Source organism: Runella defluvii (genome assembly GCF_014195535.1).
Lineage (GTDB): Bacteria > Bacteroidota > Bacteroidia > Cytophagales > Spirosomataceae > Runella > Runella defluvii.
On record NZ_JACIBY010000003.1, the window covers coordinates 319,651 to 335,925 of the forward strand.

A 16,275-nucleotide genomic window follows, 5' to 3' on the forward strand; every position below is an offset into this window, starting at 1 on the left:
AAATGGTTATTCAATGTCAATGCCTTCTCCCAATTGTAAAACTTTATAAGGAGTGTGATACAGCCGAGCAAAGTGTTCAAATTCACTTGGTTCGGCTGTATTAAATTCAAATAGATGGTAATGATGAGGAACAACCAATTTGGCACCAATCTGCTTCCCAAGTCGGGCTGCTTCTTCAGCATTGAGGTTGCCTGCTACCCGCCGCTCAGGCTTGTTGCCATTGATGGGTAAATACGCCACGTCAACTTGGTAAGGTGAGAGAAGTTCGGGCAAACCATCGAACCAAAGGGTGTCACCCGAATGATATACCCGATAGGGGCCAAATTCAACGACAAAGCCCATGAATTTACAGCGGCCTTGGTCGTCTCGCTCAACCGTGTTGTGGGCGGCGGGGATGCCATGAAGTGTAAAGTTCTTTATTTCAAGGCTTTCTCCGTCGTTTATTCCTTTTGGCCAAGCAGTAGAACAGCCTAATCGTTGGCACACAAATGCCCGATTTGCTTCAGGAATGACCAGTTGGATGGATGGATTTCGGCTAAAAAGCGGTAAAAGCGTTTCGGCGTCGAGGTGGTCGGTGTGGTTATGCGACGACGTGACGATGTCGATACCTTCAAGCAGTTCGGGCGCAATCACCCGTTCACTCATACGAACGTGGGGTTTGTCGGTTTGGGCGTACTTGATGCTTAACGAATCCGACAGATAGGGGTCAAACAATAAATGCTTCCCTTGCCATTGAATCAAAAAACCACTTTGCCCCAGCCACCATGTCCGAAAACCTGAAGGATTTGATTGGCTTTTTCTAATATCAGCAAGGAGTGCTTCGTCTTTTTGAAACGCTTGAATCAGGGCCATGTTATAACCATTTTCTTTGTTATGCAAAAGCCAAAAAACGACGAAAAATACCGCCGAAAAATAATCTAATCGCTTATAATTTCGTTTTTTAAGACTTTCGACCGTAATTAGCGTCTTGTTCCCGTCTTTATTTATTAACCTTATTAACTACCCATGATACGTTCTGGCTTTTTGGGATTTTTTTTAGTTGCTATTTGTATATCAACTGGTTTTGCACAAGATTATGACCGTTTCACCTTGAACATTGCGGCTGGCAAAAGTTTGTCTGTTCGGGAACTTGCTACCAAAGTTTTTGGAGAAACGCGTGGTGAAATTGCGGGAGACGGTATTGGTGCGCAATTTGTGGCCAGCTATTATCCAACCAAACGTCTTGGGTTAGCGGCCAGGGTTTCCTACAATAAAAACGAAACTAGGGAAGAAGGAATTCAGAAGATTGCGTTAAATCAATATGGCATCCTTAATCCAGTGGTGGTAGAAGCAAAAGAATGGGATGTGTTGAGTGCGATGATTGGACCTACCTTGCGCTTAGGCGGTAGTCGTCTTGGATTAGAAGGGCGTCTATTGGTGGGTTATGCCAAAGTGAACAGTCCGATGTTTGTAACAACGGGTGCTTTTCAAAATTATAACATCAACGTAGAAACTTCGAGCCAAATGGCGTCAGATTTAGCATACGGTGCAGGGGCTACGTTTCATATTGGGCTTTTTAGCGGAGTAGCGCTTGTGGTAAATGCCGATGCAAGTTTGATAAGCACAACCTTTAAGGGTGTAAATAACAAAGTAACAACGACGGGTTTTCCTTCCGTTACACAATCGGTAGATATTCAGCAAAATGTAGGAGTCGTCAATGTAACTGGAGGTTTACGATTTGCATTTTAGGGTACTTATTAAGTAGTTGGGCAAAAGTTTTAGTGTATTAGTAGTTTATTTCGCTTCGGCGAAGCGTAACCTTTGTAGGCTAGAAATTGTCGTCCATAAAGTTAGAATCCTTTTGCTTCGGAGAAGCATAACAAAAACCAACAAGTTATGCTTCCGCACAGGCGGCTCTGTCCGAAGCAAAAATTAAAAAATTACCTGTTGCTACTACAAATGTTGCGCCTCTACCGAGGCTACTTTGAATTACTCTAAAACTTTTACCCAATTATTAAATAAACCAAAAGAGACAATGGGAATTGTTGAGTTTGTATTAGATAGAGAACGGCGTCTCAGTGAGCAAAGAGGTGAAAAAAAAGGAAAAGAGGCTCAAAAGTTGGCTTTTGTGCTTAAAATGATAAAATCTACCGATTTTGATGATGCTCAAATCGCAGGTTTGGCCGACGTGACGCTGGATGTTGTCAAAAAAATACGATTAGAGCATAAATAAAAAAGTTTTCCTACATTTACGGCATGAATAATTCAGCCCTTTATACGACTTGCTGGTGGCGCACTTTCCAACGGAGAAAGTGTGAACAGTCATGGCGTGTCCTTTAAGAGGGTATTGTATAAAAATACATGAAGCCACCTGTTTACAGGTGGCTTTTTTTGTTTTCGGCCCTCCCCATTCGTTTTTTCTCTTCTGCCAAACCAATTTTTACAAAAATGTCATATCAAGTAAACCAACACGGATTTTATGGCCCTTACGGAGGTGCCTACGTACCCGAAGTTCTGTACCCCAATATCGAAGAACTTCAACAGCATTACCAGCATATATTACGCTCAGAACGTTTTCAAAAAGAATACGAAACGCTGCTTTCTCAGTTTGTTGCAAGGCCCACGCCTTTGTATGAAGCCCGTCGGTTATCGGAAGAAATCGGTGCAAGAATATTTCTGAAACGAGAAGATGTCTGTCATACGGGCTCACACAAATTGAACAATACACTTGGACAAGTGCTATTGGCAAAACAACTGGGCAAAAGGAAAATCATTGCCGAAACAGGGGCGGGTTCACACGGAGTCGCGACGGCGACGGTGTGTGCGTTGTTGAACTTGGAATGTTGTGTTTATATGGGGGAAGTTGATATGCAACGCCAATACCCAAACGTAGAACGAATGCGCTTGTTAGGAGCCACGGTGATTCCAGCCACGTCGGGAAGTAAAACCCTGAAAGATGCCGTCAATGAGGCATTTAGAGCTTGGATAAATGAACCAGAAGATACTTTTTACGTTATTGGCTCGGTGTTTGGCCCCCATCCTTATCCCGACATGGTCGCCAGTTTGCAGTCCGTTATAAGCAAAGAATTGCGTGAGCAAGTTCCCGCCATTACGGGGCAGCAACTGCCCGATTATGTCGTTGCCTGCGTGGGAGGTGGGAGCAATGCCATCGGTAGTTTTTACCATTTTTTAGACGAACCTTCGGTGCAGCTCATTGCGGCCGAAGCAGCAGGAAAAGGCATCGAAACGGATTATTCGGCGGCGGCTACGTTCTTGGGAAAACAAGGAATTTTGCACGGTACACAGACTCTTTTTATGCAAACGCCCGACGGACAAGTAAAGGAGGCGCATTCGGTTTCGGCTGGATTGGACTATCCTGGCATTGGGCCACAATTGGCGTATTTACACCACCAAAAACGTGCACAGTTTGTGGCAGTAACCGATAAGGATGCCCTAGATGCGGCCCTGTTACTTTCAAAAATAGAAGGCATCATACCCGCACTAGAATCGGCTCATGCCATAGCGGCCTTGCGACAACTTTCGTTGGCACCTGCTCAAGTGGTGGTGGTTTGCTTATCAGGCAGGGGTGACAAAGACCTAGAGACTTACATCAATTATCGTTCTACCCAAAACACTTTATAATTCATGAAAACCAGCAATAGACTTGTAACTACATTTCAGTCAAAGCCTTCTTTGTTAAGTCTTTACATAACGGCAGGGTTCCCGAAATTGCCCGACACGGCAGTGCTGTTGAAAGAACTTCAAAAAGCAAATATTGATTTTGTGGAAGTTGGACTCCCGTTTTCAGATTCTTTGATGGACGGCCCCACGATTCAGCATAGCCACCAAGTTGCCCTTGAAAATGGAATGACGCTGGAGGTTTTAATGGAACAACTTGATTCGGTTCGTTCCGAAATTTCGTATCCACTGGTGTTGATGGGCGCCCTCAATCCAATTGTTCAGTTTGGGGTAGAACGTTTTTGCGAACGTTGTCACCAAGTTGGCATTGATGGGGTTTTGATTCCAGACTTGACTTTGTCGGAGTACCAGAAGAATTTTAAGACATTGTACCAAAAATACCACCTTGCCCCCATTTTTATGGTTACACCTCGTACAAGTGAGGCGCGTTTGCTGGAAATTGACGCCGAAGGAAGTGGCTTTTTGTACGTCATGTCGTCGAGTTCAACAACGGGTGCTGCCAACAAAACGTTGTCAGATAGTAAGGCGTATTTGGAACGTATTCAGGCACTTCCATTGCGAAATCCCAAGGCAATAGGGTTTAATATATCAACCCGTGAAGAGGTAGAATTTGCGCATCGTTACGGCCAAGGAGCGATTGTTGGCTCGGCGTTTATCCGAAAACTACAACAAACTGACGCTTCAAAGGCGGTTGAAGATTTTGTGAAAGAGCTAAGACTTAATTGAAGTGCATCGGTTTGTGAGGTAAATTAAATCAATTTCTTCCTAACTTTGTTGTATAAATAATGCCAAAATTGGTTGAAAAAACAACCTACGTTTGTGGCTTTTTAGAATTAAGATAATGCTTTCAACCCACGATTTTCTTCAGTTATACGCCAACGACAGCCTCGTTCAAGTCATTGTAAATCAGATTTCAAGCGCCCAGCAGCACGTCCAGCTCAAGGGGCTTGCTGGGAGCTTGGATGCTGTCATTGGGGCGGCGGTACATCAAAGCTTGCCTCGATTGGGCTTGTTCGTAGCCAGCGACCGCGAAGAGGCCGCTTACCTACAAAACGACTTGCAAAATTTACTTGGCAAAGAAGTTTTGTATTACCCAACGTCGTACAAACGCCCCTACCACTACGAGGAAATTGAGAATGCCAACGTACTCATGCGCGCTGAGATTTTGAATAAACTCAACGTGGCCGTACCTGATAATTTTTTGGTGGTGACTTACCCAGAGGCACTTTTTGAAAAAGTAATCAACAAACGGTCGTTGCTTACCAATACCTTCACCGTAAGAGTAGGCGAGCGGTTAGATGCGCAGTTTTTGCGTGAATTTTTGTTGGGATACGACTTCGAAATAACTGATTTTGTGTTTGAAGCGGGTCAGTTTTCGGTGCGAGGGGGGATTATTGACGTGTTTTCTTATGCCAGTGAATACCCCTATCGCATCGAATTGTTCGGGGATGAAGTAGAAAGTATTCGTTCGTTTAATCCCGATTCGCAGTTGTCGGTAGAGGCGGTTAAGCACGTCAACATTATTCCTGATATTCAAAACAAATTGACGCTCGAAACCCGTGAGTCGTTTTTGAGTTTTCTTCCAACCAATGCCCTTTTGTGGTTTAAAGACGTAGAGTTGACCCTTGAGGTGATTGAAGAATGTTTTGAAAAGGCCGAAAATGCCCTGACTGGTGTTAAAAGTGGCGATATTCAATTGGTATCTGACCCGAACGAGATTTTTGAAACGCGTCGTGGGTTTTTGAACCAAATAAAAACCTTCAAAACGATTGAGTTTGGAAGGCGTTTTTATGGCCCATTTAGCCCAAAAAGCGATACAAACAATGCTTCTTTTCGAGAAACATGGGGGGCAAAACCGCAGCCTTCTTTTAACAAAGATTTCAAACGATTGATTGATGATTTGTCCGAACGCCAGCACCAAGGTTATACCAACGTGATTGTGGCGGAATCGGCCAAACAATTGGAACGTTTGGAGAAAATAGTGAATGAGCTTGACCCGTATGTCAAGTTTCGCCCCATGAATATTTCGCTTCGAGAGGGGTACATCGACGACCAGCTCAAGGTGATTTGTTATACCGACCACCAAATATTTTCACGCTTCCACAAATACCACGTCAAGGAGAAATTTAGTAAGTCAAAAGCCTTGACATTGAAGGAGTTGAAGTCGTTGAAAACGGGCGATTTTGTGACCCACGTGGATTATGGAATTGGGCGTTTTGCGGGCTTGGAAAAGGTAGATGTAGGGGGGCGAGACCAGGAAGCGATTCGCCTGATTTACCGCGACAATGACATTTTGTTTGTCAGCATCCACAGTTTGCACAAAATCGCGAAATACACAGGCAAAGAAGGCGGCGTAGTGACCATGAGTAAATTGGGCTCGCCAGAGTGGGAAAACAAAAAATCAAAAGTAAAACGACAACTCAAGGACATTGCGCAGGAGTTGATTGGACTTTATGCCAAACGCCGAAATGCCCAAGGTTTTGCTTTTACCAAAGATACCTACCTACAAGCCGAACTCGAATCGTCGTTTTTGTACGAAGATACGCCTGACCAAGCCAAGTCAACGGCGGATGTGAAAGAGGACATGGAGAAACCGCATCCGATGGATCGTTTGGTCTGTGGTGACGTCGGTTTTGGGAAAACAGAAGTGGCCGTTCGGGCGGCGTTTAAGGCCGTAACCGATAGCAAACAAGTGGCTGTGTTGGTGCCGACGACGATTTTGGCCATGCAACATTACAAAACGTTCAGCGAGCGTTTGGCCGATTTCCCTGCGCGGGTTGAGTACATCAACCGCTTCAAATCTGAAAAACAAATCAAGGAGATTTTGAAAGAGGTAGAAGCGGGAAGGGTGGATATTTTGATAGGTACACACCGAATTGTCAATAAAGACATCAAGTTCAAAGATTTGGGCTTGTTGATTATTGATGAAGAACAAAAGTTTGGGGTAAAGGTCAAAGACCGATTAAAAGAAATGCGCGTTAATATCGACGTGCTGACCCTGACGGCAACCCCGATTCCGCGAACGCTCCACTTTTCTCTCATGGGCGCCCGTGACTTATCGGTGATTGCGACGCCTCCACCAAACCGCCAGCCAGTAACGACTGAGGTGCAGGTCTTTAGTGAAATATTTATTCGTGATGCGGTAAGTTATGAGCTTAACCGCGGTGGGCAGGTTTTCTTTGTCCATAATCGTGTCAACGACATTGAGTCTATTGCCAACTTGATTTTGCGCTTGGTTCCAGAGGCCCGTATTGGGGTTGCGCACGGCCAAATGGAAGGCGATAAACTGGAAAAGGTGATGATGCGCTTCATCGAGGGCGAATACGATATTTTGGTAAGTACCAACATCATTGAGTCAGGGATTGATATACCAAATGCCAATACCATCATCATCAATTCAGCCCATTATTTTGGGATGTCAGACCTTCACCAAATGCGGGGTAGGGTAGGACGTTCCAACCGAAAAGCATTTTGTTATTTGTTGACGCCGCCCATTTCCCACTTGACCACCGATGCCCGCAAACGACTTCAAACGTTGGAAGAGTTTTCGGAGCTAGGCGATGGCTTCAAAGTGTCAATGCGTGACCTTGATATTCGGGGGGCAGGAAATTTATTGGGCGCCGAGCAGAGTGGTTTTGTCAATGACCTTGGGTACGAAATGTACCACAAGATTTTGGACGAAGCCGTGCAAGAATTAAAACAAACGACGTTCAAGGATTTGTTTGATTTGGGCGAGGCGGTACAGGCCATTCAGGTCGATTGCCAGATTGAAACCGACTTGTCGATTTTGATTCCAGATTATTACGTAAAAAATATTTCGGAACGTTTGTCGTTATATACTCGTCTGGACAACCTCAAGAGTGAAGAAGAATTGAGCGCTTTTGGTGATGAGGTTGCAGACCGCTTCGGTCCTTTACCTGAGGAAGTAACGTGGTTGATTGAGATGGTGAGAATCAGGTGGATGGCCGAAGCGCTTTTTATGGATAAGTTGACCCTCAAAAATAATACGCTCAAAGGCTACATTATTTCAACTGGCAACGATTCGTTTTTCCAGTCTCCAAAATTTGGGCATATCCTCAGTCATATCCAACGCAATCCCAAGCGTTTTGCGCTCAAAGACCTTAAAAACAAATTGCTTCTTACTTGCTCCGACGTTAGGAGCTTGCCTGAGCTACGCAAGGTCTTGGAAGAACTGACGGTGAAGTAGGTGGGTAGTTCTTCGTTTTTTATTAGTTTTGCCCCTTTCCTAACCTTCTTGACTCTTTTGTTATGCCCCAAACGTTACGTGTGATTTTACTGTTGCTTCTTGCGACAACTACGCTCTTTGCCCAAAAGAAAAAACGAAGATCGTCTTCTCGAAAAAAGAAGGCGCCAGTGACCGTAGTTAGCCAAGGCATTTTTCCGTTGAAAGTCAGTAAAAATGGCCGTTATCTTACCGACAAACACAACCGCCCCTTTTTGCTAAATGCAGATGCGGGCTGGAATCTTCTTGCTAAACTTAAACTAGAAGAGGCAAAAGTGTATTTGTCGGCTCGTAATGCACAGCAATTCAATACGGTTTTTGTCCAGTTGCTTCCAACCGAACCCGACGATGCAAACGCGTATGGTCAGTTTCCGTTTGCGTCAAAAGGCGACTTTTCCAATCCTAACGAAAAGTATTTCCAATACGTGGAAGAGGTAGTTCGTTATGCGTCTCATTTGCAAATTGTGGTGGCGCTTGCACCCGCTTGGCTAGGGTGTTGTAAAACGAATTGGGATGAGGTGCAGCGAAAGAATGGCACCGACAAATGCCGCACGTATGGTGCTTATTTGGGAAGACGATTTAATAAATTTTCAAATATACTCTGGGTAATGGGCGGCGACCGTGATCCCCAACAAGAGGAAATCGTGCAGCGGGCGATGGCCGAGGGCATCAAAGCCGAAGCGCCGCATCACCTGATGACCTACCACGCGGCAAGCTCGCATTCCAGCACGGATGTGGCAGGAAAGGAAGCTTGGCTGGATTTTAGTATGATATACACGTATTTTCGAGGAAAGACGGGTACTTGGACCATGGAAATGCCCCAGGTCTATGAAGCCTCATTGAGCGAACATAACAAAAATCCCCGAAAGGTATTTATTTTAGGTGAATCACAGTATGAGGATGAAAAAGATGGAAATGCCCAAGTGATTCGTCGGCAGGCGTATTGGTCGCTATTAAGTGGTGGAAGTGGGCATTGTTACGGAAGTTCAGTCGCTGATTTTGGGGACGATTGGCGGCAAAAAATCCAACTTCGAGGCGCACAGGATATGGAGCTGTATTTCAAAATTTTTAGCGGATTGCCGTGGTACTTGTTTCGACCCGATACCACCGATGAGGTTTTGGTAGAAGGGCGAGGTACGTACGGAAATGATGATTACGGGATTGTGTCGGTGTTGCCCAACAACCGCATGGCAGCCATTTATATACCCACAAGTAGGACATTAAAAGTGAATGTTGGTAAAATAAATGGTACAAATATTCGCGCTTTATGGATTAATCCCCAGACCAACAAACGGTTCATTGGTGGCTATTTTAAACCGCAGGGAATCAGGGAACTTACGCCACCTACCTTGGATGAAGATTGGTTGCTGTTGCTAGGCAATGTAGGCCGAAAGTAAATCTGCCAAATCTGTACCAGAAGGTGTTTTTGGAACGATTTTTGCTTATTTTTACCGAATAATAAACACATAAAATAGAACTTACTTCATCGCTGTAATGACCAAGATAACGTGTTGGTTGTACTGTTTTTTGGGTTTTGTGGGTCTTTGCCGCGCACAAGAGGTGCAGTGGGCCAGTAAGTTACAGGGTTTTTCTTCTGAATATATCAAAGAGTCAACGGGCAAAGAATACAGAGCTGTGCAAGTGTTGGGGTATCCCAATTCGATACCTCCTTTTGGCGAAACCGCCTGTGCTTGGTCGCCTTACAATGCCGATTCTAACGTTGAAGAATGGATTAAGGTCGGTTTTGATTCACCACAAAAAGCGCGCCAAATCGTCATTGTTGAAAATTTTAACCAAGGTTGCATCACCAAAGTTTTTGCTTACGATGCGGCTGGAAAAGAGGTGTCGGTGCTCGACAATGGGATGCCCGTTTTGTCGGATGTAGGCCGCGTGTTATCGCTCAACATGCCCGATACTACGTTTGTGGTTAGTTCCATTAAAGTAGTTTTGAATCCGATTCGGGTAAAAGGGTACAATCAGATTGACGCCATCGGCCTAAACACCTCTTCTAAACCTTTTGAGCTTAAAATCAATGTGTATAAAGATGCTCCCAAAGAAATTATCAAGGAAAATTTGGGCGTGGGGGTCAATTCTAAGGCGCAAGAAGTAGCGCCTGTGATTTCGCCCGATGGGAAAACGATATTTTTTACTAGAGGGAAATTTGAGAAAAATATTGGTGGTGCCGAAAATCAGGATGTTTGGTTCTCCACCCGCCAAGGCGAACTGTGGGGGGAAGCCCAGAATATGGGAAGTCCAATTAACAATGCCGACAACAATGCCATCGTGAGTATTTCGCCCGATGGAAAGACGTTGTACCTGATGAACGTTTATCGCCCCGATGGAACGATGACGTTTGGTTTGTCAAAGTCAACTCGTTCTAAATCAGGATGGAATGCGCCTGTGGAGTGTAAAATTGAAGATATTTACAACCTTGATAAACGAAATAACACCGAGTTTGCGCTTTCCCCCAAAGGAAATGTATTGGTTATGTCGGTCAAGCGGCAAGATACCAACGGCGACCGTGATTTGTACGTGTCATTTTTAAAGAGCGACGGCACGTGGAGCAAGCCCCTCAACATGGGAAGCGTCATTAACACTGCCGACGTAGAAAGTGCGCCTTTTATTGCTACCGACAACAAAACCCTCTACTTTACGTCCTACGGCCACGCGGGCTACGGCGGAGGTGACATTTTTATCACGCGCCGATTAGACGAAAGCTGGACGAAATGGTCGCAACCCGAAAACTTGGGCCCAGCCATCAATACACCTCAATGGGACGGCTTTTTGAGTATTCCTGCGTCGGGTGATTATGCCTACGTCAGCTCGATGCAAAATTCCATGGGGGGCGAAGATATTTTTCGTTTCAAGGTATATTCTGCTATTCGCCCCGAACCCGTAGCCATGATTTCGGGGAGTGTGTTGGATGCTGATACAAAAAAACCCGTGACAACGGAAGTGGTGACCAACTTGATGAAGGACAACTCGAACGTGTCGAAAGTTGAGTACGACCCCGAAACGGGAGAGTATAAAATTTTGCTTCCTGTGCAAGAATCATATCGACTGAGCGCGGTGAAAGATGGTTTTTTTCCGTTGGACGAAATCGTTGATCTTTCCAAAGACAAACGCTACCGCGACATCAAACGGAATATTTTATTGGTTCCCATCAAAGAAGGAAAGAAGATTACGCTCAATACGGTGGTGTTTGAGCAAAGTAAATTTGAGCTTGTACCCCAGTCACTGCCCGATTTAGACCGAATCGCCGAAATGATGAATAAATATACCAACATGGAAATTTTGGTGGAAGGTCATACCGACAACCAAGGCGATTTTAACCTCAACATGGAACTGTCGGATAATCGAGTGAAAGAGGTAAAGAAGTACTTAATGGGGAAAGGAATTGCCGAACCGCGCATTCAAATTAAAGGTTGGGGCTCTACCAAGCCCGTTGCCAGTAACGAAATAGAAGAAACCCGTAAGAGAAACCGCCGAGTAGAATTTACGATTCTCAAGGTCTGAATTTGCCCTGCATGTCTCAGCCACCCAAACGTGAATTAAAAGAGTATGTCGCCATTGGCCATACCGAAGCCGAAAACCACTTCCGAACCCAGCAGTCGCAGGCCCAACAACCCTCCATTTCTTCCGATACTACCCGTACTTTGACGGAGTTTTTGTGGTTCAACGTCTTTGGGTTTGCTTATCATTACCTCAAAAGCCGTTTTGGGAAACGCCATCCCTACCAAAGCTATCCCCAAGGAGACGATAACGGGATTTTCCAAATGGAAGGAAAAAATGGCGTAACTCAACTTGCGTTGCTTTCAGATTGGGCTTCCGATACCCCCGAATCCGACGCAGTGGGAGCAGTTGTGGCATCGCATTCCCCCGATTATTCAATTCACTTGGGAGATATTTATTTTGTCGGAACGCCCAGCGAAGTAGCCGCCAATTTTACCAGCCCCAAGGCATCGTGGCCGCGCGGGAAATGGGGCAGTTTGGCCTTGTCGGGAAACCACGAAATGTATTCCAATGGGGACGCTTTTTTCAAGTATTTACTCCCCACGATGGGGGTTCGAGAAGGGGATTCGGTGCGGATTCAAAAAGCAGGTTTTTTTTGTTTGGAAAATGATCACTGGCGCGTTATTGGACTGGATACGGGCTATACCTCGGTCGAACGTCCGTTTCTAGAAGTGCTCTCTCCCCCCGATTGTCATTTACGAAAAGAACAAGTCTCGTGGCTGCGCGAACAGGTACAATTAGGAAACCCCGCCGATCAGCGTGGTATCGTGTTCTTGAGTCATCATCCCCCTTTTTCTTCGTTTCGTAAGTCGTTTCCTGAGCCTGCCAAGCAGCTCTCCCAACTTTTAGGCGATGCCGTGCGTCCTGTTATATGGATATGGGGACACGAACACCGAATGGTCGTATATCATCCTAAACAACTCACCAACTTAACTATTAATGGTCGGTGCATTGGCCACGGAGGAATGCCTGCGGAAATTGATTTACCGAAAAATAACAAAGAGGCGATTGCCTTTTATGATCAGCGAAAACGTACTACATTACGGCGCATTGATGTTGGTTTCAACGGATTTGCCTGGCTAACTTTCGACCAACAACATCTTTCCATTGAGTATCGTGATATTAACGATGCGCTGGTTTACAGGGAGTTAGTTCGGGTTGAGGAAGGTAAACTAGAGTTTTTGCCAATCACTTAAAAACTGTAAAACGTATGAAAAAATTAAGCTACCTCGTTTTCATCGGCATAGGGCTGGTAGTGGGGTGCCAATCTGGCGTGGATGTCAACGAACCACCTGCGGGAGCACCTGCGTTCAGCGGGGAAGGCTATCGCCCGATTTATGCTTCTGAAAATGAGGTGAACCAAGTGACAACCGAAGCGCCGCAGCCGCTGAAAAAACCTGGCAAAATCTACGTTAGAGGCAATTATTTATTTATCAATGAACAGGGCAAAGGGATTCATTTGATAGACAACGCTGACCCACGAAACCCCAAAAAAATGTCGTTCATCAAGATTTTGGGGAATGTTGACATGGCGGTGAAAGGCAACTTTTTGTATGCCGACAATGGCCCCGATTTTGTGGTGCTCAACATTGCAGATCCTACGCAAGTGAAGGTAGAAAAACGAATCACCAATGCGTTTCCGTCGCCTTCGTACCCTCCTTACAATCAGATTTATTTTGAGTGCGTTGAGGCATCGAAAGGTGTTGTGGTGGGTTGGGAAAAAGTGAAAATGAATCGTCCTAAATGTTTTCGTTAAGCAATCGTTATGAAAAATTTTAACTTAGCTACCCTTTGTGCGCTCTGTTTTGCATTTGCTCTTGGCTGTGCAACCGACAAAAGTGCTGACGTAAATCCTAATAGCCAAACGGGTACGGGCGGTTCGATGGCCCGATTTGCCATTGTGGGTGATGTGCTTTATTGCGTCTTGCCTGATAAGCTTCAGGTTTATTCTATCGCTAACCCAACCAATCCTGTGTCGGCAAAAACTATCCCTTTGACGGTAGGTTTGGAAACGATTTTTCCCTACAAGAATGCCCTTTTCATCGGTGCCAATGCTGGGATGTACATTTTTGATAACCAGCAGCCTGACTCTCCTGTGTTGTTGTCGAGCTATTTTCACGTTCAAAGCTGCGACCCAGTCGTTGTTCAAGGAAACTATGCTTACGTTACGCTCCGTGGAGGCTCGGGCTGCCGACGAATGGCAACCGCTAGTACGTTGGACGTGGTTGACGTGACTGATTTGAAAAGCCCAAGGTTAATCAATTCCCAAACGATGGAATCACCCTACGGGTTGGGCGTAAGTGGCGACCAACTGTTTGTTTGCGAAGGAGATCGGGGGATGAAAATTTTTGACCTAGCCGACCCCAAACAGCCTAAATTGAAACACGTCATAGGAGACATTAAAGCCTACGATGTGATCCCTACGAGCAAAAGTTTACTAGTGACGGGCGACGGCGGCTTGATTCAATACGGTCTGCAAGAGGGCGGGAAGCTGGAGGTGTTGAGCAAATTAGCCATTGAACCTTAACACTTGCGGAATGAAAAAATACAGATGGTATTGGCTCTTTTTGTTCAGTTTAATGGGCAAAATGCTTTGGGCGCAAGATACACTTCGTCCCAAAGTAATCTTAAAAACAGTCCCCACAACCCTCATAGACCCCGATAATACGCTGACGCTTGGGGCAGAGATACCGATTGCAACGCGTTGGAGCATCTATCAAGAGGCTGGTTGGGGTAATGCGGCTTTGAGTCCTTGGGAAGATGGGAAAGAGTTTGCCAGCAAAAATAATTTCCGATTCCGAACCCAGGGCCGTTATTATTTTTCTGATCCTTATTCACAACGAGGGAGTTGGTATTTAGCCGTTGAATATTACCGAAAAGAGGTTTTTATTAAAGAATATCGGGCATTGGGCAGAGGCTGCAACCTCACCACAGGAGGATGTGCTTATTTTGAAGAAGGATTTTTGAAAACCCGTCGTCGGGTTTCGGCTAGCCATGTAAAAGCTGGTTATCAGGTGGTTGTGCCAAGGCGATTGGTGATTGATTTGTACCTTGGGGGCGGATTTCGAAATCTCTTGGTCACTAACGATGCCGAGGAGGGAAGCATAAACAACTGGTGGCGAAATGTAAATATTTTTAATTTGCGTACCCTTCAGCCAGGCAGGTACGAAACCATTCCGTCTATTACGGGCGGATTTAGTTTAGGATTTCTTCTAGGACAACGAAACCCGAAAGCATTACCTTTGCGTTAGCAAAAAAAGAGATACTGCTAACAGACAAAATAGGATAAAAATGCAAACCTACGAATACAAGGTAATTGAGGTTAAACCTGGGGGTTTCTGGGGAACCAAACTTGACCCACAAGATATTGAAGATAAGCTCAATAGCATGGCAAGTGAAGGATGGGAGTTGGTGAACTCATTGGATATGAACGCCTACGAAGGGATGACTTCTAAAATTGTTTTCATTTTTAAACGGGCAAAAACTTTCTAATGGTTTTTCAGCAAGAACCTATTTGTGCCTTGGCGACCCCGTCAGGGGTAGGAGCCATTGGGGTGATTCGAGTGTCAGGAGAAGGGACATTTGCGGTCGTCAATAAACTTTTTCGGGGCAAAGACCTGACGAAAGTCGATTCCCATACGGTTCATTTTGGAACCATTCGTTCGGGCAACGACATCATTGATGAAGTTTTAATCGCTGTTTTTAAAACACCAACTTCGTTTACCAAAGAAGATACGGTCGAAATTTCTTGCCACGGCTCAGACTACATCATTCGCCAAATTTTGAAGCTCCTCGTTCAAAATGGCGCACGGTTGGCGCGTCCAGGGGAGTTTACGCAACGCGCCTTTCTCAATGGTCAGTTTGACTTAGTACAGGCCGAAGCAGTGGCCGATTTGATTGCCGCCGATTCGGCCGCTAGTCATCGCACGGCCTTGAACCAACTTCGGGGTGGATTTTCAAAAAAATTGGCATTTCTGCGCGAAGACCTGATTCATTTTGCCAGCATGGTAGAGTTGGAATTGGATTTTGGCGAGGAAGACGTTGAATTTGCCAATCGGGACGATTTACGGGCGTTGATAAATAACCTTCAAACGACCATCGCGCCGCTCATTGATTCCTTCGATTTTGGAAATGCCCTCAAAGAGGGAATACCCGTGGCCATCATTGGGGCACCCAACGTGGGCAAATCGACGTTGCTCAATGCGCTTTTGAACGAAGAAAAAGCCATTGTGACGTCGATTGCAGGAACCACCCGCGACGTTATCGAAGATCTCCTTTACCTAGATGGCATCAAATTCCGAATCATTGATACGGCAGGTATTCGTGAGACGGTTGACGTGGTGGAGTCAATTGGGATTGAGCGTTCCAAAAAAGCCATGAACCAAGCCGACGTGGTGGTGCTGTTGTTTGATAGTCCAGAAACCTACGCCGATGTGGAGCAGTTGGCGGAAGGGCTAGAGGAGGGGAAAAAGGTGTTGTGGGTAAGGAATAAAGCGGATTTGACCTCACCCAACGGAGGGGCAGGGGGTGAGGTTGAAATCCCCATTTCCGCCAAAACAGGTACAGGTATCGAAGACCTTAAAAAAGCATTGGTCGCAGTGGCAGTGGCTGCCAAAGCCGCCGACGATACTGTGGTGACCAACTTGCGTCATTATGAACACTTGGTAAAAACGCAACAAGCCCTATCGGACGTTCTGAATGGCCTTGCGATAGGAATTACGGGAGACTTTTTGGCGCAAGATATTCGTTTGGCATTGCACCACTTAGGAGAAATCACGGGGCAAATCGCTACCGATGATTTATTAGCTAATATTTTCAGTAAGTTCTGTATTGGAAAGTAA

The 16,275-nt window shown here is 45.4% G+C and carries 14 protein-coding genes; 13 read left to right on the top strand and 1 reads right to left on the bottom strand.

Annotated features, from left to right (window positions below):
• Window positions 1-6: 6 nt before the first annotated feature.
• Window positions 7-852, bottom strand: coding sequence for an MBL fold metallo-hydrolase (locus FHS57_RS08865; protein WP_183972650.1), 846 nt, complete (start codon window positions 850-852; stop codon window positions 7-9).
• A gap of 153 nt (window positions 853-1,005) precedes the next feature.
• Between FHS57_RS08865 and FHS57_RS08870 the strand changes: the two genes are divergently transcribed.
• From FHS57_RS08870 to mnmE, 13 genes are all read left to right on the top strand, one after another.
• On the top strand, window positions 1,006-1,728 hold the full coding sequence (locus tag FHS57_RS08870) for a hypothetical protein (protein ID WP_183972652.1): 723 nt from the start codon (window positions 1,006-1,008) through the stop codon (window positions 1,726-1,728).
• Between the two features lie 235 nt (window positions 1,729-1,963).
• Window positions 1,964-2,212: a hypothetical protein gene (locus FHS57_RS08875; RefSeq protein WP_183972654.1), complete on the top strand. Its 249-nt coding sequence runs from the start codon at window positions 1,964-1,966 to the stop codon at window positions 2,210-2,212.
• Window positions 2,213-2,427: 215 nt separating this feature from the next.
• Window positions 2,428-3,621, top strand: a complete 1,194-nt coding sequence (trpB, locus tag FHS57_RS08880; protein WP_183972656.1) for a tryptophan synthase subunit beta — start codon at window positions 2,428-2,430, stop codon at window positions 3,619-3,621.
• 3 nt (window positions 3,622-3,624) lie between these two features.
• On the top strand, window positions 3,625-4,404 hold the full coding sequence (trpA, locus tag FHS57_RS08885; RefSeq protein ID WP_183972658.1) for a tryptophan synthase subunit alpha: 780 nt from the start codon (window positions 3,625-3,627) through the stop codon (window positions 4,402-4,404).
• Window positions 4,405-4,519: 115 nt separating this feature from the next.
• Entirely contained in the window at window positions 4,520-7,885 is a 3,366-nt protein-coding gene (gene mfd / locus FHS57_RS08890) for a transcription-repair coupling factor (RefSeq protein WP_183972660.1), read from the top strand.
• A 167-nt stretch (window positions 7,886-8,052) separates the two neighbouring features.
• Window positions 8,053-9,318 carry a glycoside hydrolase family 140 protein gene (locus FHS57_RS08895; protein ID WP_221225579.1) on the top strand — a complete coding sequence of 422 codons (1,266 nt, stop codon included), beginning with the start codon at window positions 8,053-8,055 and terminating at the stop codon, window positions 9,316-9,318.
• Between the two features lie 97 nt (window positions 9,319-9,415).
• Entirely contained in the window at window positions 9,416-11,437 is a 2,022-nt protein-coding gene (locus FHS57_RS08900; protein WP_183972664.1) for an OmpA family protein, read from the top strand.
• A gap of 11 nt (window positions 11,438-11,448) precedes the next feature.
• On the top strand, window positions 11,449-12,630 hold the full coding sequence (locus FHS57_RS08905) for a metallophosphoesterase family protein (RefSeq protein ID WP_183972666.1): 1,182 nt from the start codon (window positions 11,449-11,451) through the stop codon (window positions 12,628-12,630).
• A 14-nt stretch (window positions 12,631-12,644) separates the two neighbouring features.
• Complete coding sequence (locus tag FHS57_RS08910) at window positions 12,645-13,190, top strand: LVIVD repeat-containing protein (RefSeq protein ID WP_183972669.1); 546 nt, start codon at window positions 12,645-12,647, stop codon at window positions 13,188-13,190.
• Window positions 13,191-13,199: 9 nt separating this feature from the next.
• On the top strand, window positions 13,200-13,961 hold the full coding sequence (locus tag FHS57_RS08915) for an LVIVD repeat-containing protein (RefSeq protein ID WP_183972670.1): 762 nt from the start codon (window positions 13,200-13,202) through the stop codon (window positions 13,959-13,961).
• A 10-nt stretch (window positions 13,962-13,971) separates the two neighbouring features.
• A complete protein-coding gene (locus FHS57_RS08920) occupies window positions 13,972-14,685 on the top strand; it encodes a DUF3575 domain-containing protein (RefSeq protein ID WP_183972672.1) in 714 nt (237 codons plus the stop codon).
• A 40-nt stretch (window positions 14,686-14,725) separates the two neighbouring features.
• Complete coding sequence (locus tag FHS57_RS08925; protein ID WP_122930634.1) at window positions 14,726-14,926, top strand: DUF4177 domain-containing protein; 201 nt, start codon at window positions 14,726-14,728, stop codon at window positions 14,924-14,926.
• The gene (mnmE, locus tag FHS57_RS08930) at window positions 14,926-16,275 is read left to right on the top strand and encodes a tRNA uridine-5-carboxymethylaminomethyl(34) synthesis GTPase MnmE (RefSeq protein WP_183972674.1); all 1,350 of its coding nucleotides are present in this window, start codon (window positions 14,926-14,928) and stop codon (window positions 16,273-16,275) included. Before FHS57_RS08925 ends, mnmE begins: the two co-directional genes overlap by 1 nt.